The sequence below is a fragment of the Micromonospora sp. NPDC048835 genome, assembly GCF_040649995.1.
Lineage (GTDB): Bacteria > Actinomycetota > Actinomycetes > Mycobacteriales > Micromonosporaceae > Micromonospora.
In genome coordinates, this window is the sequence record NZ_JBEZGM010000006.1 from 113,860 (window position 1) to 130,950 (window position 17,091).

18 protein-coding genes and 1 pseudogene are annotated in these 17,091 nt (G+C 73.7%); 7 read left to right on the forward strand and 12 right to left on the reverse strand.

The window, feature by feature from the left end; translation table 11 throughout:
* Positions 1-35: 35 nt before the first annotated feature.
* A complete protein-coding gene (locus AB0C15_RS09815; protein ID WP_357350555.1) occupies positions 36-899 on the forward strand; it encodes an NmrA family NAD(P)-binding protein in 864 nt (287 codons plus the stop codon).
* A gap of 16 nt (positions 900-915) precedes the next feature.
* Here AB0C15_RS09815 and AB0C15_RS09820 read toward each other — a convergent pair whose 3' ends face one another.
* Genes AB0C15_RS09820 through AB0C15_RS09830 form a run of 3 tightly spaced genes read right to left on the reverse strand, consistent with a single transcriptional unit; the run spans position 916 to position 3,464 of the window.
* Positions 916-1,698 (reverse strand): ABC transporter permease, encoded by a 783-nt coding sequence (locus AB0C15_RS09820; RefSeq protein WP_357350557.1) that lies wholly within the window; start codon positions 1,696-1,698, stop codon positions 916-918.
* A 31-nt stretch (positions 1,699-1,729) separates the two neighbouring features.
* Positions 1,730-2,488, reverse strand: coding sequence for an ABC transporter permease (locus tag AB0C15_RS09825; protein ID WP_357350559.1), 759 nt, complete (start codon positions 2,486-2,488; stop codon positions 1,730-1,732).
* Positions 2,489-2,504: 16 nt separating this feature from the next.
* Positions 2,505-3,464 (reverse strand): ABC transporter ATP-binding protein, encoded by a 960-nt coding sequence (locus tag AB0C15_RS09830; protein ID WP_357350842.1) that lies wholly within the window; start codon positions 3,462-3,464, stop codon positions 2,505-2,507.
* 132 nt (positions 3,465-3,596) lie between these two features.
* On the opposite strand from AB0C15_RS09830, the gene AB0C15_RS09835 reads away from it, so the two are divergent.
* A complete protein-coding gene (locus tag AB0C15_RS09835; RefSeq protein WP_357350561.1) occupies positions 3,597-4,073 on the forward strand; it encodes a hypothetical protein in 477 nt (158 codons plus the stop codon).
* A gap of 13 nt (positions 4,074-4,086) precedes the next feature.
* Here the strand turns inward: AB0C15_RS09835 and AB0C15_RS09840 are convergent, their stop codons facing one another.
* Positions 4,087-5,070 (reverse strand): helix-turn-helix domain-containing protein, encoded by a 984-nt coding sequence (locus AB0C15_RS09840; protein WP_357350563.1) that lies wholly within the window; start codon positions 5,068-5,070, stop codon positions 4,087-4,089.
* Between the two features lie 144 nt (positions 5,071-5,214).
* Between AB0C15_RS09840 and AB0C15_RS09845 the strand changes: the two are divergent.
* Positions 5,215-5,502: pseudogene (locus AB0C15_RS09845) on the forward strand (hypothetical protein); the annotation flags it as partial.
* A gap of 172 nt (positions 5,503-5,674) precedes the next feature.
* On the opposite strand, the gene AB0C15_RS09850 reads toward AB0C15_RS09845, so the two are convergent.
* Both AB0C15_RS09850 and AB0C15_RS09855 read right to left on the reverse strand, forming a co-directional pair.
* Positions 5,675-6,283, reverse strand: coding sequence for a GNAT family N-acetyltransferase (locus tag AB0C15_RS09850; RefSeq protein ID WP_357350565.1), 609 nt, complete (start codon positions 6,281-6,283; stop codon positions 5,675-5,677).
* Positions 6,262-6,753 carry a DUF1992 domain-containing protein gene (locus AB0C15_RS09855; RefSeq protein WP_357350567.1) on the reverse strand — a complete coding sequence of 164 codons (492 nt, stop codon included), beginning with the start codon at positions 6,751-6,753 and terminating at the stop codon, positions 6,262-6,264. The genes AB0C15_RS09850 and AB0C15_RS09855 overlap by 22 nt, the downstream gene beginning before the upstream one ends.
* 225 nt (positions 6,754-6,978) lie before the next feature.
* Between AB0C15_RS09855 and AB0C15_RS09860 the strand changes: the two genes are divergently transcribed.
* Complete coding sequence (locus tag AB0C15_RS09860) at positions 6,979-7,629, forward strand: LysE family translocator (protein WP_357350568.1); 651 nt, start codon at positions 6,979-6,981, stop codon at positions 7,627-7,629.
* A gap of 8 nt (positions 7,630-7,637) precedes the next feature.
* Here AB0C15_RS09860 and AB0C15_RS09865 read toward each other — a convergent pair whose 3' ends face one another.
* Genes AB0C15_RS09865 through AB0C15_RS09875 form a run of 3 tightly spaced genes read right to left on the reverse strand, consistent with a single transcriptional unit; the run spans position 7,638 to position 10,497 of the window.
* Positions 7,638-8,462: an SDR family oxidoreductase gene (locus AB0C15_RS09865; protein ID WP_357350570.1), complete on the reverse strand. Its 825-nt coding sequence runs from the start codon at positions 8,460-8,462 to the stop codon at positions 7,638-7,640.
* Entirely contained in the window at positions 8,459-9,799 is a 1,341-nt protein-coding gene (locus tag AB0C15_RS09870) for an NAD(P)-binding domain-containing protein (RefSeq protein WP_357350572.1), read from the reverse strand. Before AB0C15_RS09870 ends, AB0C15_RS09865 begins: the two co-directional genes overlap by 4 nt.
* A 56-nt stretch (positions 9,800-9,855) precedes the next feature.
* On the reverse strand, positions 9,856-10,497 hold the full coding sequence (locus AB0C15_RS09875; RefSeq protein ID WP_357350844.1) for a TetR/AcrR family transcriptional regulator: 642 nt from the start codon (positions 10,495-10,497) through the stop codon (positions 9,856-9,858).
* A gap of 63 nt (positions 10,498-10,560) precedes the next feature.
* Here AB0C15_RS09875 and AB0C15_RS09880 point away from each other — a divergent pair, with 63 nt between their 5' ends.
* From AB0C15_RS09880 to AB0C15_RS09890, 3 genes are all read left to right on the forward strand, one after another.
* The gene (locus AB0C15_RS09880) at positions 10,561-11,910 is read left to right on the forward strand and encodes an MFS transporter (protein WP_357350574.1); all 1,350 of its coding nucleotides are present in this window, start codon (positions 10,561-10,563) and stop codon (positions 11,908-11,910) included.
* 26 nt (positions 11,911-11,936) lie between these two features.
* Positions 11,937-13,103 (forward strand): hypothetical protein, encoded by a 1,167-nt coding sequence (locus tag AB0C15_RS09885; protein WP_357350576.1) that lies wholly within the window; start codon positions 11,937-11,939, stop codon positions 13,101-13,103.
* A gap of 229 nt (positions 13,104-13,332) precedes the next feature.
* Entirely contained in the window at positions 13,333-13,674 is a 342-nt protein-coding gene (locus AB0C15_RS09890) for an RNA polymerase-binding protein RbpA (RefSeq protein ID WP_091398247.1), read from the forward strand.
* 70 nt (positions 13,675-13,744) lie between these two features.
* On the opposite strand, the gene AB0C15_RS09895 is transcribed toward AB0C15_RS09890, so the two are convergent.
* From AB0C15_RS09895 to lnt, 3 genes are all read right to left on the reverse strand, one after another.
* A complete protein-coding gene (locus AB0C15_RS09895) occupies positions 13,745-14,260 on the reverse strand; it encodes an FxsA family protein (protein WP_357350578.1) in 516 nt (171 codons plus the stop codon).
* A gap of 67 nt (positions 14,261-14,327) precedes the next feature.
* Positions 14,328-15,137 (reverse strand): polyprenol monophosphomannose synthase, encoded by an 810-nt coding sequence (locus tag AB0C15_RS09900; protein WP_357350579.1) that lies wholly within the window; start codon positions 15,135-15,137, stop codon positions 14,328-14,330.
* A gap of 34 nt (positions 15,138-15,171) precedes the next feature.
* On the reverse strand, positions 15,172-16,938 hold the full coding sequence (gene lnt / locus AB0C15_RS09905; RefSeq protein WP_357350846.1) for an apolipoprotein N-acyltransferase: 1,767 nt from the start codon (positions 16,936-16,938) through the stop codon (positions 15,172-15,174).
* Positions 16,939-17,091 lie beyond the last annotated feature (153 nt).

The following is a 17,091-nucleotide window of genomic DNA, read 5'->3' on the forward strand; positions in this document are numbered from 1 at the left end:
CCAAACGTATCGCCGCTAACAGAGGGGTGTTCCTCGTGATCGTCGTCACCGGTGCCACTGGTCAGCTCGGCTCCCAGATCGTCGAACGGCTGCTCGACCGGCTGCCACCTGACGCCGTGGGGGTGAGCGTGCGCGACCCCGACAAGGCCGCCAACCTCGCCGAGCGTGGTGTGCGGGTGCGCGCCGCAGACTTCACCGACCCGGCCACGCTGGCGCACGCCTTCGAGGGCGCCGACAAGGTCCTCGTCGTCTCCGCCTCCATCCGCGGCGACGGCGCGATCGTCGCGAACCGTGCCGCCGTCAACGCCGCGCACGCCGCCGGGGCCAAGCGCATCCTCTACACCAGCCACCAGGCCGCGTCCCCCGACTCGCTCTTCGCCGCCCAACCCATCCATGCCGCGACCGAGGAGCACCTGGCCGGGCTCGGGGTTCCCTTCACCGCGCTGCGCAATGGGTTCTACGCGAGCACGCTCGGTTTCTCCGTCGGTACGGCGCTGGAGACCGGGCAGCTCGTGGCCCCGGCGGACGGCCCGGTGTCCTGGACCGCGCACGCCGACCTGGCCGAGGCCGCCGCCGTCGCCCTGACCGAGGAGGGCCTGCTCGACGGGGTCACGGCACCGCTCACCGCGTCGGAGATGCTCGACCTCGACCAGGTGGCCGCCATTCTCAGCGACATCGTGGGCCGCACCGTCGAACGCGTCGTCGTCGATGACGACACGTGGCGGGCGTCCGCCATCGAGGGAGGCATGCCCCCGGCGGCGGCCGACTTCACCCTCGGCCTCTACCGCGCGGCACGGGAGGGAGAGTTCGCGGTGACCGACCCGACGCTCGCGGCAGTCATCGGCCACCGCCCGACCCCCGTCCGCGCGGTGCTCGAGACCATCGCGGCCCGGCGCTGACGCGCGGGATCGCGGTTCAGCGCAGCATCGCCCGGGTCATTCGGCGGGTGGCGACGTACATCGCGATCGACCCGAACGCGAGGAGGTAGACCACCGGGATCAGCAGGTCCCAGCTCAGGTGGCCCAGCGCGGGTTCCCGGACCAGTTCGATGCTGTGATAGAGCGGCAGCGCCTGGATCAGGGGCCGCACCGCCTCCGGGTAGACCGAGAGCGGGTAGAACGTCGTCGCGAAGAGATACATCGGCAGCATGAACAGCTGGATGTACTGGAAGTCGGGAAAGTCCCGCAGGTACGTCGTGACGGCCAGCCCGCCGGCGGCGAACGCGTACGAGATCAGCACCGACGCCGGTAGGGCCAGCAGCACCCAGGCCGAGGTGACCAGCCCACCGGCCGTCATGACGGCGAGGAAACCGATCGACGTCAACAAACCGTTGATCATCGCGCTGGTCACCTCGCCGACGGCGATGTCGGTGACGGAGAGCGGGGTCGGCAGCACTGCCTCGTAGGTCTTCTCGACCCTCATCCGGATGAAGACACCGAAGCTGGTCTGGTTGAACGCCGTGTTCATCGCCGTGGTCGCCAGGATCGCCGGGGCCACGTACGCGGCGTACGGGACGTCGACGCCGGGGACCGTGCCGACCAGCATCCCGACGCCGACGCCGATCGACAGCAGGTACAGGATCGGTTCGACGAGCGCGTTGAGCAGCGGCGTCACCGACCGGCGGTAGATCATCAAGTTGCGTTCGACGAGCGCCAGGGCCCGGCGTGTCGTCCAGGCGGGTACGGCGACGGTGGTCATGGTGTCTCCCCGAGGCTCTGGACGGGTGTCGTCACGGGTGCAACCGCCGGCGGTAGGTGACCCGGGCGACCAGGAAGCCGCCGATCGCGAGCGTCAGCAGGTACGCGATGTGCACGGAGCTGCCGGTGACCGTCGCCGTGCCGAGGCTCAGCGTGCGGCACAGTTCCACCCCGTGCCAGAGCGGCAGCAGGTAGGACACCGGTCGGATCCACTCGGGTAGCTGCGAGACGGCGAAGAACGTGCCGGAGAACATGTAGAGCGGCATGATGACGAAGCGGAACACCGTGTCGATGTGGCGCAGCTTGCGCACGCCGACCGCCCACGCGGCGGCGGGTGCGGCGAACGCGACCCCGGTCAGCGTCGCGCCGAGCAGGGCGCCGAGGGCCCACGCGCCCTCGACCAGCCCGAACGCGGCCATCACCGCGATGAAGGCGCCGCTGGCGATGAGCACCCGGAAGGTGATGAAGAGCAGGTGCCCGGCGGCGAGCTGCTCGGGCCTCAGCGGTGTCGGTGTGGCACTGCGGTACGACCCGAAGCCAGCGGCGCGAGCGACCCCTCCGGCCGCTTCCAGGTACGCGTTCTGCATCGCGGCGGCGGCCAGCATGCCCGGGGCGAAGAACGCCGCATAGGAGACGCCGGTGATCTGGGCCGGCGCGTTGTCGTCGACGAGGGCGCCCAGGCCGGCGCCGATGCCGATGAGGAACAGCAACGGGTTCAACACGTTGATCACGATGGAGCCCCGCCAGGTACGCCGGTAGCGCGTGAGCCAGTATCGGAAAACCTGGAGCACTGGTGCCTCTCCCCTGCTACTCGATGAGCGATCGGCCGGTGAGCTTGAGGAACACGTCCTCCAACGTGGATCGGCGGACCAGTGCGGTGAGCGGGGTGAGTGACATGGCGTGCACCGTGGCGAGGGCGGCCTCGCCGTCGGCGGTGTAGACGAGCACCCGGTCCGGGAGCAACTCCACGCGGCCCTCGGCGTCGGTGCCGCCGGTGGCCAGTGCCGAGGTGCGGAGCTTCTCCGCTGCGGTGTCCCGTTCGTCGAGGCGGAAGCGGAGTTCGAGAACCTCGCGGGTGGCGTACCTGGAGATGAGGTCCTGTGGTGAGCCCTGCGCGACGATGCGGCCGTGGTCGACCACGACGAGCCGGTCGCAGAGTTGCTCGGCCTCGTCCATGTAGTGCGTGGTGAGGATGAGCGTGACGCCCTGCTGTTTGAGCTGGAAGAGCCGGTCCCACAGGATGTGTCGGGCCTGCGGGTCGAGGCCGGTGGTCGGCTCGTCGAGCAGCAGGATGTCCGGTTCGTTGATCAGCGAGCGGGCGATGGTCAGCCGTCGACGCATGCCACCGGAGAGCGTCTCGACCTGGTCGCCGGCTTTCTCCCGCAGTTGGGCGAAGTCGAGCAGGCGGGTCGCGCGCTCCCGGATGACGGCCCGCGGCAGGCCGAAGTACCGCCCGTAGATGTGCAGGTTCTCCCGCACGGTGAGCTCGTTGTCCAGGTAGTCGTCCTGGCTGACGACACCCAGCCGGGCGCGGATCTCCGGCCCCTGTCGCATCGGGTCCATGCCGAGCACACGCAGACTGCCACCGCTGATCGGTGACGTCGCGGCGATCATCCGCATGGTGGTGGACTTGCCGGCGCCGTTGGGGCCGAGGAGCCCGAAGGACTCCCCCCGTTCGAGGGCGAAGGTGATGCCGTCGACCGCGCGGAACTCCGCTGTGGACCCACGCGGCGGATAGACCTTGGTGAGGTCTGTCGCCTCGACCAGGGGATGTGTGTTCACCCCGGCAGCCTACGAAAAGTCGACAGTGGAGTGCAAGAATTTAACAGCCATCAGAAATTTTCGAACGCCGCAGCCGGGTTTGACCCTCGAGCGGGTTGAGGCCCGAGCATCGGCGACATGACCGACCAACCGACCGGCGACCCGACCATGACCCGCATCATCGAGGCCGTACAGCTCGGCCAGAGTGGCGCGCCCGGCCGCGCCCGCGAGCTGCTCACCCTGCTCTGGGACGACCTCGGCCCCACCGGGGACGCCCTGCACCGCTGCACCCTGGCGCACCACCTCGCCGACCTGCAGGACACCACCGAGGCGGAGCTGGACTGGGACGAGCGTGCCCTGGCCGCCGCGTCCGAGCTGACCGACGAACGCGCCCAGCGATACCTGCCCGCACTCCAGGTCCAGGCGTTCCTGCCGTCGCTGCACCTCAACCTCGCCGACTGCCACCGGCGCCTGGGCAACGTCGGCCCGGCCCGGGACCACCTCGCCCGCGCCCGGGAGCACCTGGTGCGGCTGCCCGACGACCCGTACGGCGAGAGCATCCGCGTTGCCGTCCGTGACTTCGTCGCCGACGACCCGACCGACCACCGGCGGTAGGTGTCGGCGCGGGTCAGTGTCGCTGGTGGGCGACGTCCGTCCGGTACTCCTGCGGCGAACACCCGTAGCGGGCACGGAAGAGGCGGCTGAAGTGGGCCCGGTCCGCAAACCCCCACCGGGCGGCGACGACATGGACCGGTTGGCGCAGCAGCGGGTTCACGAGGTCACGCCGGCACTGCTCCAGACGCTTGGCGCGGATCAGCTCGGCAACGGTCGTCGTCTCCGCCTCGAACAGGCGGTGCAGCGATCGCAGTGACATGTGGTGGGCCGCGGCGACACTGCGAGGGCTCAGGTCGTCACTGTCGAGGTGGCGGTCGATGAAATCCACGACGCGGGCCCGCATCGTGGTCTGCCGGGCCTCCGGTGACAGGGCGTCCTCGATGTCGAGGTGCTGGGCGAGCGCGGCAGCCAGCAGGTCCAGGGCGACCCCGCCCAGGACCTCGGCCTGGGCCGGCTCGTACTGCTCCGGGTGCGCGGCGATGCTGCGCAGGTGGTGGACCAGCAGAGCGCCGACGCCGAGGTGCGCCGGCAGCGGCGTGGCCAGCAGCCGGCGGAGCCGGTCCGCCGGCAGGGGCAGCGCCGAACGGGGTATCTGCACGGTGATCGTGGTGGCCGGGCCGGGGCCGTCCGCGCGGTGCCGGGCGACGTGTGGCCGCGCGGTGTCCAGCAGGGTGAAGTGCCTGGCGGCCTCGAGCGTGGACTCGGTGCGCTCCTGGATCAGGGTGCTGCGACCGGTCAGCGGCAGCGCGAGCTGGTACACCTCGCCCTCGGCGCGGCGGACCAGTTTCGCGGGCCGGATCGAGTCCAGTGACGGGTAGCGCAGTGAGGTCATCCGGATCCGGCCCAGATCGATGGCCTGCGCGTACGCGACGAAGTTGTCCAGCTGGCCGCTGCTGATGTGCGCCGGCGCCGTCTCCTCGGCGACCAGGGCGTACCAGAACGCGAACCGGTCCTGCGCAGGCAGCACGGTGGTGTCCACCACCAGGTTGGGCAACACCGCGCCTCCCTCCACATGCGAGGATGAATTCTTGCATGCCAGGACTCTCTCCCCGTGTGACGGGACTTCGACCTCCGGTGCGTTGCGGCGGGCCGGCGAATGCCCGTGGTGACCGGTGCCGACCTGCGGGAGGCGGCCGAGGAGATGACCCGGGTGCTGGCGCCGCACCGGGAACGCGACTGGTCGGTGCCGGCCGGCTCGCTGACGTGGAGCTGCTGGACGACCGCGGCGCACGTCGCGCACGATCTGCTCGCGTACGCGGGCCAGGTCACCGGCCGCCCGGATGACGGCTACCTGCCGTACGACCTGCGGGTCTGCTCCGACGCGAGCCCGGCGCAGGTGCTCACCGTGGTGCGGGCCTGCGCGGGTCTGCTCGCCGCCGCCGTCGACGGTGCCCCGCCGGACGTGCGGGCCTGGCACTTCGGCCCGTGCGACCCGGCCGGCTTCGCCGCCATGGGGGTGGCCGAGACCCTGCTGCACACCCACGACGTAACCCTCGGTCTCGGTGTCGCGTGGCAGCCGCCGCAGTCGACTGACCCGCGCCGCCGTGCTCGGATCCGTTCACGGAGGGGCCGGATGGCCGGTGGGGCGGGTGTCGACCGCGCTAACCGGCGTCGAGCGTGTGCCGGTGACCGTCGAGCGGGAAGGGCGGCCGGGCCGGCAGGACCTCCTGGAACACGAAGCCGCACTTCTGCGCCACCCGGCAGGACGCGACGTTGTCCACCTGGTGCAGCAGGTCCAGACGCGCCACCTCGGGGAACCTGTCGAACGCCCAGCGACTCAGCGCGGTGACCGCGCGCGGGGCGACGCCCCGACCGCGCGCCCAGGACGCCGTCCAGTACCCCACCTCGGGTGTCGGGCGTTGCGGCGTGATCCCCTTGAGCACCACGTTGGCCACCAGCCGTGGGCCGTCGGCCTGGTCTTCGAGCACGGCGAAGGCGTACCGGCTGCCGTCGGCCCAGTCCTGCCGGGTGCGGGCCAGCCACTGCCGGCACTCGGTGGGGTTGGTCAACGGCCGTTGGGTCCACCGACGCAGCACCGGGTCCCGGTACGCGTCCAGCAGGGCGTCCAGGTCGTCCTCGTGCCAGGGGCGCAGCGCGAGGTCCGGAGTCGTCGCGGAGGTGCCCGGCACCCGCAGCTCGATCAACATCCGCTCAGTCTGCCGGCGACGGGCGCGGCGGGCCAGGCGGGTCAGCGCGGCAGGCGCCGCCACGGCCGCCACCAGGTGCGGCGGGGTCGCCGCGGCGCGGCGACGGCAGCGGCCCGGTCGGTGGTGGGCGTCGGGAAGCGGGGCGGCGTGTGCTCGGCACGCCAGCGGCGGACCACGTCCTCGGTGTTCACCGGGCGCACCGCGACCCGGGGCCCGTCGTCGGGGAACCGCAGCCACGCCACGATCTGCCTGTTGAGCTGCCCCACGAAGTCGCGGACGGCCTGCTCGGTGGGCAGGTCACGAACCTCGTCGGGGACCTGTTCGACGCGTCGGCGCAGTTGCAGCGAGGTGGGCAGCAGCAGGTCGCTGGGCAGCGCCTCGCGCTCCAGGAAACTCTTGATCCACCACGCCTCGTCGTACGGCGCGCCGCGCCCGGGGATCGGCTTGCCCATGCCGGGCAGGTCGTCGAACTCGCCGCGCTGCACGGCGTCCTGGATCTTCGCCTCCACTGACGCTTCCCACGCCTCGGTCACCGTGCGGCACCTCCCTGGCCACCGTAACGCGCCGCCTCCGGCCGGCGACACGCACTCGTCAGGGGTCAGCGCGCCCGCGACGGGGAGCATTCCCGCCGCCGCGCGGGGGCAACCGAACGTGAACGGATCACCCCGGATCGCAGGCCACGGCCCCTCAGGTGGCTCTGGGCTGGGGCGTTCATCCCGATTACGGTCCGGGTGGGGACTATCGGACGGGGGATCACCATGGTGAGTACGGGCGCGCTGCTGGGTATCGCGCTGGTGGCGTTGGGGCTGGTGCTCACGCCCGGCCCGAACATGGTCTACCTGGTCTCCCGCTCGGTGGCCCAGGGCCGCCGAGCCGGGCTCGTGTCGCTGCTCGGGGTGGCCGCCGGCTTCGGCGTCTACCTGGCGGCGGCGGTCGCCGGCCTGGCCACCGTCTTCGTGCTGGTGCCGACGCTGTACGCGGTGGTGAAGCTCGCCGGGGCCGGCTACCTGCTCTGGCTGGCCTGGCGGACGCTGCGCCCCGGTGGGCACTCGCCGTTCCGGCCCGAGCCGCTGCCACCGGACCCGCCCCGGCGACTGTTCACCATGGGCCTGATCACCAACCTGCTCAACCCGAAGATCGCGATCCTGTACGTGTCGCTGCTACCGCAGTTCATCGACCCGACCCGGGGGCACCTGGCCACGCAGAGCCTGCTGCTCGGTCTGACCCAGATCGCCGTGGCGTTGAGCGTGAACGCGCTGATCGTACTCAGCGCCGGCGCCCTCGCCGGGTTCTTCGCCCGCCGGCCGGTGTGGCTGCGGGTGCAGCGGTGGGTGACCGGCACGGCCCTCGCGGCGCTGGCCGTCCGCATCGCCGCGGACCGCTCGCGCGCGGCCGTCGCCACACCCTGACCTGGCGGTCAGCGCCCCCGGTGGCGGCCGAGCATCCCGGCGGCCAGCGGCGCGGCGTCCAGGTCACCGGCGGCGAGCCGGGCGGCGAGGGTACGGCGTACCAGCCGGTCGGCAAGTGCCGGTGCGTGTCGGCCGACGGCCATCTCCAGCCGCCCGCGTGCGGTGGTCGCCACGTCACGGGGCGCGCGCCGGGCGGCGGCGGCGCGCAGGATCGCCGCGACGACCCCTTCGACGGGCTCGGGGCGGGACACCCCCCGCAGGGACAACCCGGCCTCGGTGGTGCTGTCGTGGATCGGTGAGTCGACCATGCTCGGGTAGACGACGCTCACCCCGACGTGGGTGCCCACCTCGTGGCGCAGCGCGTCGGCGTAGGCGACCAGGGCCCGCTTGCTCACCCCGTACGCGGCGGCGAGCGGCAGCGGCAGCACCGCCATCCGGCTGGCCACGAAGATCACCCGCCCGCGTGCGGCGAGCAGCGGGGGCAGCGCCGCGGCGGTGGTGCGCCAGGCGGCGAGCAGGTTGACCTCCAGTTGCCGGCGGACCACCTCGTCGGGCGGCAACTCGGCCGGCGCGGGGCCACCGACCCCGGCGTTGTTGACGAGCAGGTCGAGCCCGCCGAGGCGGTCGGTGGCGGCCCGCACCGCCGCCGGTACGGCGTCCGGGTCGGTCAGGTCGCAGCCGAGCACCGGCACGTCGTCGTCGGGGCGGGCGTGCAGGTCGAGCCCCACCACCCGGGCGCCGGCCGCGCTCAGCGCCGCGCCGAGGTGGCGGCCGAACGTCCCGGCCGCCCCGGTGACCAGCACCCGCCGACCGGCAAGCGACCGACGACTCACCGGGGTGCCCGCACCGAGGCCGCCGCGCCGGAGCGGGCGCGGCGGGTCCCGGCGGTCAACTCCCGGGCCAGCTCGGCCAGGTAGACGTCGAAGTCCACCCGCATCGCCGGGCGGCGCTGACCCCAGCGGGCGGTCGCGGCCCGCAGCTCGGCCCGGCAGACGGCGCGCTGCCGCTCCGGGTCCGGCAGCGCGTACCGGCCGGCAAGGTGCGCCGCGATCAGCTTGGCCTGCGCCTCGACCAGCGGGAACGCGGAGCCGGTGGACTGCATCAACCCGACGAAGCTCAGCCCGGGGGCGTCGGGGTGGAACACGTGCCGGTACAGCGCCACGGTGTCGGCGCCACCGGCGAGCAGCGCCGGGTCGAGGAACGGGACGTCCACCCGGTAGCCGGTGCACCAGATGATCAGGTCGACGCTGTCGCTGCGCCCGTCGGTGAACTCCACCCGGTCGCCGTCGAGGGCGGCGACGCCGGGGCGGGCCTCGACGTCACCGTGGGTCAGCCGCGACAGCAACGCGTCGGAGAGCGTCGGGTGGTCCTGTAGGAAGCCGTGCGTCGGTGCGGGCAGCCCGTAGCGGGTGGGGTTGCCGACGGTGGTGCTCAGCACCGTCTGGCTGACCCGTTGACGCAGCCGCCACGGCAGCCGCCGGGCCAACGCCCCGTTGAGGGTGTCCGAGGGGCGACCCAACAGGTACTTCGGCACCACCCACACGCCCCGACGCAGCGACAGCAGGGTGCGGGTGGCGACGTACGACGCGTCCACGGCGATGTCCATCGCGGAGTTGCCGCCGCCGACGACCAGGACCCGCCGGCCGGCCAACTGCTCCGGGCCCCGGTAGTCGTGGCTGTGGATCTGCTCGGCGGTGCAGGTGCCGGGGTACCCGGGTTGGGGCAACCGGGGTACCCGGTTGTGCCCGTTGGCGACGACCACGGCGTCGACGGTCACCTCGACCGGGCCGGCCGGGCCGGTGGCGGCCACCGTCCAGGTGCCGGCGGGATTCTGGGTGACCCGCTCGACGGTGTGCCGCAGCCGGATGGAGTCGCCCAGCCCGAACCGGGTGGCGTAGTCGGCGAGGTAGCCGGCGACCCGGCGGTGGTCGGGGTAGTCGGGCCAGTCGGTGGGCATCGGGTGGTCGGCGAACTGGGTGCGACCACGGCTGGTGTTGAGGTGCAGCGTCCGGTACGCGGGCGAGTCGGGCGCCCCGAACACCCACAGGCCGCCGACCTGCTCGGCGGCCTCGAAGCCGACCGTCGGCACGTCGGCGTCGCGCAGTGCCTTGACCGTGGCGAGCCCGGCGGCACCGGCGCCGATCACCGCCACCCGTGGTGGTACGCCCATTGCCGCCCCCCATTAATCCAACGTCCGATGGATAATCGTCGCGCGGCGGCGGCCCGTCAAGGGGTCGGCGCTCCGTACAACCCGTTCAGCAGGCGGTGCACGAACGCCCGGAACTCGCGCCGCTCCCGGGCGCCGGGCGCACCCGCGGCAAGCGCCACCACGTGCCCGTGCGTCGCCCACACCAGACTCCGCACGGTGATGTGCGGGGTCGGCTCGGCCAGGGCGCCGGCCGCCGCGGCGGCGGTGAGCAGCTCCGCGACCAGCCGGTACAGCGGGTCGGCGTAGCGCTGGTCCAACTCGGCGTGCCGGTGCGGCTCCAACCAGCGGCGCAACCACAGCGCCGTGGTCTCGGGGCGGTCCTCCAGGAAGTCGACGAACACGTCCACCAGCTCGTGCAGGGCCCGCCGCGCCGCGTCCGGACCCGCGTCGAGAGCGGCACGGGCCTGCTCGGCGGCCTCGGTCAGCACCTCCCGCTCGGCGGCGAACACCCGGGCGAAGCACGCGTCGTACAGGGCCGCCTTCGTACCCGTGTGGTGGGCGACCGTGGCGACGTCGACGCCGGCCGCGGCGGCGACCTCCCGCAGCCCGACGGCGTCGAAGCCCCGCTCGGCGAAGAGCGCGGTCGCCGCGGTGAGGACCACCTCACGGGTCGGCCGGGTCTCGTCACGGCGGGGCCGACCCGGGCGGCGGCGGGGCATGGTCATGGCCGTCATTCTGCCCCTAGAATCCAGCAACCGTTGGATTGCGGAGAGGATGCGGCGATGACCGGGCTGGACCGGCGGCCCGTGGCCGCCACCGACGCGACGCTGCCCCGGGGCCCGCTGGCGGGCTTCGCCGCCGGCTCGCTCGGCATGGGCGTCTGGGTGACCGTGCCCGGCCTGCTGCTGCTCTACTTCCTCACCGACGTGCTGGCCGTCGGGCCGTGGCTGGCCGGCCTCGCGCTGCTGCTGCCGAAGGTCGCCGACGTGCTGCTGCACCCCTGGGTGGGGCACCGCGCCGACGTCGAGCAGACCCGTCGCGGCGACCGGCGTCGCCTGCTGCTGCTCGGTTGCGCCCTGCCGTTCGCGTTCGCCGCGCTCTTCGCCGTGCCCGGCGGCCTGACCGGCGCGCCGGCGGCCGCGTGGGTGGCGGTGTTCTTCGTCGCCGGCAACCTGCTCTTCGCCGCCTACCAGGTCCCCTACCTGGCCACCCCGGCCGACCTGCGGATCGGCTACCACGAACGCACCCGGTTGATGGCGTTCCGGATGGTGGTGCTGACCCTGGGCATCCTGGTCTCCGGGTTGCTGGCTCCGCTGCTCACCGGCGGAGACGCCGCGACGCGCGGCGGCTACCAGCGCATGGGCGTGGTCCTCGCCGTGGGAATGCTGCTGGCCATGCTCGTCGGCGTCGCCGGCATCGCCCGGCTACGCGGGTCTGCCGCGCAAAGCGCCGCGCCCGGGCACGGCGGGTGGCGGGCGCTGCGCACCGCGCTGCGCGACAGGCAGTTCCGGTGGCTGGCCGCCGCGTACCTGGCGATGTCCACCACCACCCACCTGGTCCTGGCCGGGGTCCCCTACTACGCCGAGTACGAGCTGCGCGCGCCCGGCCTGACCACGGTGCTGGTGGCCGCTTTCGTGGCGCCGGCGCTGCTGGTCACCCCGGCCTGGCTGGTGCTGGCCCGCCGGATCGGCAAGCAGCGGGCGCTGCTCGGCGCGCAGGGCGCGTTCGCGCTCGGCGCGCTGGTGCTGGCGGTGGGCCGCCCGGCCGGCCTGCCGGTGCTCGTCGGCGCGGTGGCGGTGCTCGGGGTGGCGTTCGCCGGCATGCAGTTGCTGCCCTTCTCGATGCTGCCCGACGTGATCCGCGCCGCCGGCACCACCGGGGCCGGCACCTACACCGGGGTGTGGACGGCCACCGAGGCCACCGGCGCGGCCCTGGGCCCGTACGCGTACTCCCTGTGCCTGACCGTGGGTGGTTTCGTGGCCTCGACGGCCGGTGAGTCGCCGGTGCAACCGGACGCCGCGCTCGCCGCGGTCCGCTACGGCTTCGGGTTGCTGCCGGCGGTGGCGATGCTCGTGGCGCTGCTGCTGCAACGTCGCTACACCCTGGACGCGGCGGCCCGGGCGACGAGCTGACCGGCCGGCACTAGACTTCGGCCTCGATGGACGCCCAGCCCCCCACCACCGACACCGACACCGAGACCCGCCCGTGCGCCCACTGTGCACGGCCGGTGCCGCAGCGGGTCGGCGCGGGTCGACCGTTTCGCTACTGCCGCGACAACGACGGCGCCTGCCAGCGCGCCTCCCGCAACAGCCGGATGCGGCACCGCAACGCCCCCGGCCTGCCCGGGCAGGTGGCCCGCACCTGGGAGGCGGTGGACCGGCTCGACCAGATCGTCGAGACGCTCACCGAGTCGCTGCACGCCGAGTTGTCCCCGGTGGGCGTGCAGCGGCAGATCGCCCAGGCCCGCGCGGACGCCGCCGCCGAGGTCGCGGCGGCGCAGACCGAACGTGACGAGGCCCGCGACGACACCGAGACCGCGGCGGCCGACGCGGCGCGCGCCCGCGAGCAGGCCCGCGACGCCCGCGCCGAGGCCGACGACGCCCGCCGGCGCGCCGAACTGGCACAGCGCGAGGCCACCGCCGCCGACGAGCGGGCCCAGCACGCCGAGGCCGCCCGCGATCGGGCCCGGCACGACGCCAGCGCCGCCGAGGCGCTGCGCGCCCAGGCCGAACGCGACCGCGACCAGGCCCGCGCCGAGGTGCGCGACCTGCGCACCGACCGGGACGCCGCCCGGCAGCGGGTGGCCGACCTGGGCGTGGAACGTGACGCGTTGCGCGCCGAGGCGGAACGGGCCACCCGGGCCGCCGCCGAGGCGACCGAGCGGGCCGGGCGGTGGCAGGCCGAGGTGCAGGACGTCCGCCGTCAGATCGAGCAGTCCCGGGCCGACGCGGCACGCACCCGCGCCGAGGCAGCCGACGCCGCCCGCGCGCGCGAGCAGGCCGACCGGGCCCGCGACCGCGCCGAGGTGGCCGCCCGGCAGGCCGACGAGGCCCGGCAGGAGGCCGCCGAACTCACCGCGCGGTTGCGCGCCGAGCTGGCGGCCCTGGCCGCCCACCGCGACACGCTCAGCGCCGAGCTGACCGTCGCCCGGCAGGCCGCGGCGACCGCCGAGGGGCAGCGCACCGCCCTGACGGTACGACTCGACGCCGCCGAGACCGACCGGGACCTCGCCCAGCGGCGGGTGGCGCAGCTCGGTGACCAGGTCAGCGACCTGGCGCTGGCGCTGGCCCGCCTGGGCGCCGCCACCCCCGGTGATGCCACCTGACGGTCGCGGCGCAACCTTCGGTAGGCTCGGGCGGTTAACCACCCGGTGGCAGCGGACACACCCGTTGTCGCGACCCGCCTGGGGATCACCTCACCGGGTGACCGTCCCGGCCGGCTACCCTTGGTCGCGGCCCACCCGTGGACGCCTCACGCCCTCGGGCGGGAATGGCGCGACGGGGACGCACCGTTACACCCAGAAGACCAGCACCACGAACGAGGGGAAGTCGATCATGGGCGAGCGTATGCTGCGCGGAAGCCGCCTTGGCGCGGTGAGCTACGAATCCGACCGCAACACGGAGCTCGCGCCGCGTCAGACCCGCGAGTACCTCTGCGCCAAGGGCCACCAGTTCGAGGTGCCGTTCGCCGTCGACGCCGAGGTCCCGACGACCTGGGAATGCAAGTTCGACGGCAGCGTCGCCCGACTCGTCGACGGCAACGAGCCGGAGCAGAAGAAGGCCAAGCCCCCGCGCACCCACTGGGACATGCTCCTGGAGCGGCGTTCGATCGCCGAGCTGGAGGACATCCTGGAAGAGCGCCTGCAGGAAGTCCGGACCCGCCGCGGCCGCGCCTGAGCCGCACGAGACACCGACGCCCCCGGGGGATCTCCCCGGGGGCGTCGTCGTGTCTGTGGGTGGCCTGGTCTCAGTGCCGGGGCTCGACGATCTCACCCTCGATGGCCCGACCGCCGTCGACCACCACCGGCTGCTCCGGCTGCGGTGCCGGCTGCGGCGCGCCCTGGCGCACCCGCACCGTGCGGGGCCCGAACAGGTCACCGGCGACCATCGACGACACCCGCCGCTCGGTGGCCCGGCGCACCCCGGCGCGGGCCAGTCGACGCACCGGCGGCACCAGCAGCAGCACCCCGACCAGCCCGCTGACCAGGCCCGGCGCCGCCAGCAACAGCGCGCCGGCCAACCCGACGAGCCCGTCGGTCACCTGCCCACCCGGGGGCTGACCGGCCGCCGCCGCGGCGCGGAAACCACGCCAGGCGCGCATCCCCTCACGGCGCAACAACACCAACCCCAGCAGCGACGCGGCGAACACCAGCAACACCGCCGCACCGAACCCCAGCGCCCGTCCCACGCCGACGAACACCGCCAGCTCCAGCACCACCGCCAGCAACAGGGCCAACGGCACGAACCTCAGTCCTCGGCGCATCTCACCTCATCGCCATCCTGCGGACACCACGGACGTGTTCCGCTCATCCAGCATGACACGGCCACGCTCACGGCCACCGCGCCTGACCGGTGGCGGTGCCGTACAGACCCCGGCGGACGGCCTGACGCCTGTCGCGCACACCCCAGGCGGTGATCCGCCACAGCGCCTCGGCCACGATCTTTGGGCTCATCTTGCTGTCGCCGCGCTCCCGCTCGGCGAAGGTGATCGGCACCTCCACCATCCGCACCCCGGCCCGGTGCGCCAGCCGCGACAACTCCACCTGGAACGAGTAACCCTGCGACGTCACCGACTCCAGGTCGATGGCGTCCAACGCACTGAGCCGGTACACCCGGTACCCGCCGGTGGCGTCCGACACCGGCATCCCCAACGCCAGGCGCGCGTACAGGTTGCCGCCACGCGAGAGCAGCAGCCGCCGTAGCGGCCAGTTCAGCACCCGCGAGCCGCGGGTCCACCGGGAGCCGATCACCACGTCGGCGTCACGGGCGGCGTCCAACAGCGCCGGCAGGTCCTCCGGGGCGTGCGAACCGTCGGCGTCCATCTCCACGACCGCGTGGTAACCGCGCTCGCGCGCCCACCCGAACCCGGCCAGGTACGCCGCGCCCAGGCCCTGCTTGCCCTGGCGGTGCAGCACCTGCACGTGCGCGTCACCGTCGGCGAGGGCGTCGGCGATCGCCCCGGTGCCGTCGGGGCTGTTGTCGTCGGCGATGAGGATCTGCACCGCCGGGGCGGCGCGCCGGACCCGGCCCACGATCACGGCGATGTTGTCGGCCTCGTTGTAGGTGGGGATCACCACCAGCACCCGACCCACCCCGGGCACCTCGTCCGCACGTCGGATCGTATCGGTCGCCTGGATCACGGTTCCTCCGCTCCCGCCGGCGTACCGGCTGTTGCTATCCGGTCCTGACCCGCTGCCGCCGCCGTGGCACCGCCGCGCCGACCAGGGCCGCCGCGGCCAGCGCGGCGAGCGCCACCTCGGGCCACCAGCCCAGGCGGGTGGCGAGGGTACGCCCGTCGTCGAGCCGCACCTGCCGCACCACGACCTCCCGGGTGTTGAACCCGGTGGCATCGCTTACCCGCCCGTCGGGTGCGACGAACCCGGACACGCCGACCGTGGAGGCCATCAACGCCGGACGGCCGTGCTCCACCGCGCGCAGCCGCACCATGGCCATCTGCTGGCGGGCCTCCGCCGCGTCGAAGGTGGCGTTGTTGGTCTGCACCACCAGCAGTTGCGCGCCGCCGGTGACGGTGTCGCGGACCACCTCGTCGTAGGCGACCTCGAAGCAGATCACGTCACCGAGCACGGCGGGGCCGGCGCGTACCACCCCTGGGGTACTGCCCGGCACGAAGTCGTTGCGGATGAGGTCGACCTGCTTGCTGACCATCCGGGCCACGTCGCGCAGCGGCACGTACTCGGCGAACGGCACCGGGTGCCGCTTGGTGTAGAGCTGGTCGAGGTCCGCGCCGGTGCCGGGAAGCCACAGGATGCCCGCGTTGCGCACCTGCCCCGCCCCGGGGCCGAGCAGCACCGCGCCGACCAGGATCGGCGCGCCGATGGCGTCGGCGGCCTGGGAGATCCGCGCGCCCGCGGCGGGGTTGCGCAGCGGGTCGATGTCGCTGGAGTTCTCCGGCCACACCACCAGGTCGGGCTGCCGCCGCTGCCCACCGGCGACCTGCGCGGCCAACTCGATGGTGGCGTCGACGTGGTTGTTGAGCACCGCCTGCCGTTGGGCGTTGAAGTCCAGGCCCAGCCGCGGCACGTTGCCCTGCACGATCGCCACGGTGACGTCCGCGCCGGACCCGGCGGTGGCCACCGGCACGAGCAGCGCCCCGGCGGTCAGCGCGACGGCCAGGGCCGCCGGTACGGCCACCGGCGTCCAGCGCCGCGCCGACGCCCCGGGCGCGGGCGCGGTGTCGGTGGTGGCCGGGGCGGCGTCCGCACCGTCGACGGCCGGGCCGGTGTCGGCCGGGCCGGTGGTCGCGGGGCTCGACCCGGTGTCGGTCGGGCGCGTGGTCGAGCCGTTGTCGGTGGGGTTGGTGCGGGTGCTGGGGCGCATGATGCCCCACGCGTGCCAGGCGGCGGTGACGAGCAACCCGCCGGCGAGCGCGACAGCGAAGGTGACCAGGGGTGCGCCGCCGAGCGCGGCCAGGCGCAGCAGCGGGGACTCGTCCTGGCTGAACGCCAACCGCCCCCACGGGAACCCGCCGAACGGGGTGCGGTCGCGCAGCGCCTCCTGCCCCACCCACAGCAGCCCGGTCAGCACCGGCCAGGACCAGCGGACGCGGTCGGCCAGCGGCGACACCCAGGCGGTGGCCACGCCGAGCAGCGCCAGGTAGCCGGCCTGCAACAGCGACAGCAGCACCCACGGCAGGTAGCCGGTGTGCAGGTTCGTCCAGGCCAGCAGCGGGGCGAAGAACGCCACCCCGGTCAGGAAGCCCAGCCCGGCGCCGGCGCGCAACCGCCGCCGGTGCGCGGCGGCGGCCAGCAACGCCACCCCGACCGGCGCGAGCGGCCACACCCCGTACGGGGGGAACGCCACCAGCAGCGCCAACCCGGCGGCCACCGCAAGGGGGACGGCGACCCGCAGCGGCAGGGGCCGACCCGCGACGACCGGCGCGCTGGTCACCGTGGGGGTGTGGGTGTCATCCCGGTCCAGCATCGTCACCGCAGCTTCACCTCGATCACCCGGCGAAGGCTACCCGTCTGGTGGTCCCCGACGCGGCGTCGGGCTGCGCCGCGCCACCCCCGCTCGTCGATCTTGCACTGGGTGTGCCGACACAAGGGGCAATCCCACCCACATCACCGACACAAA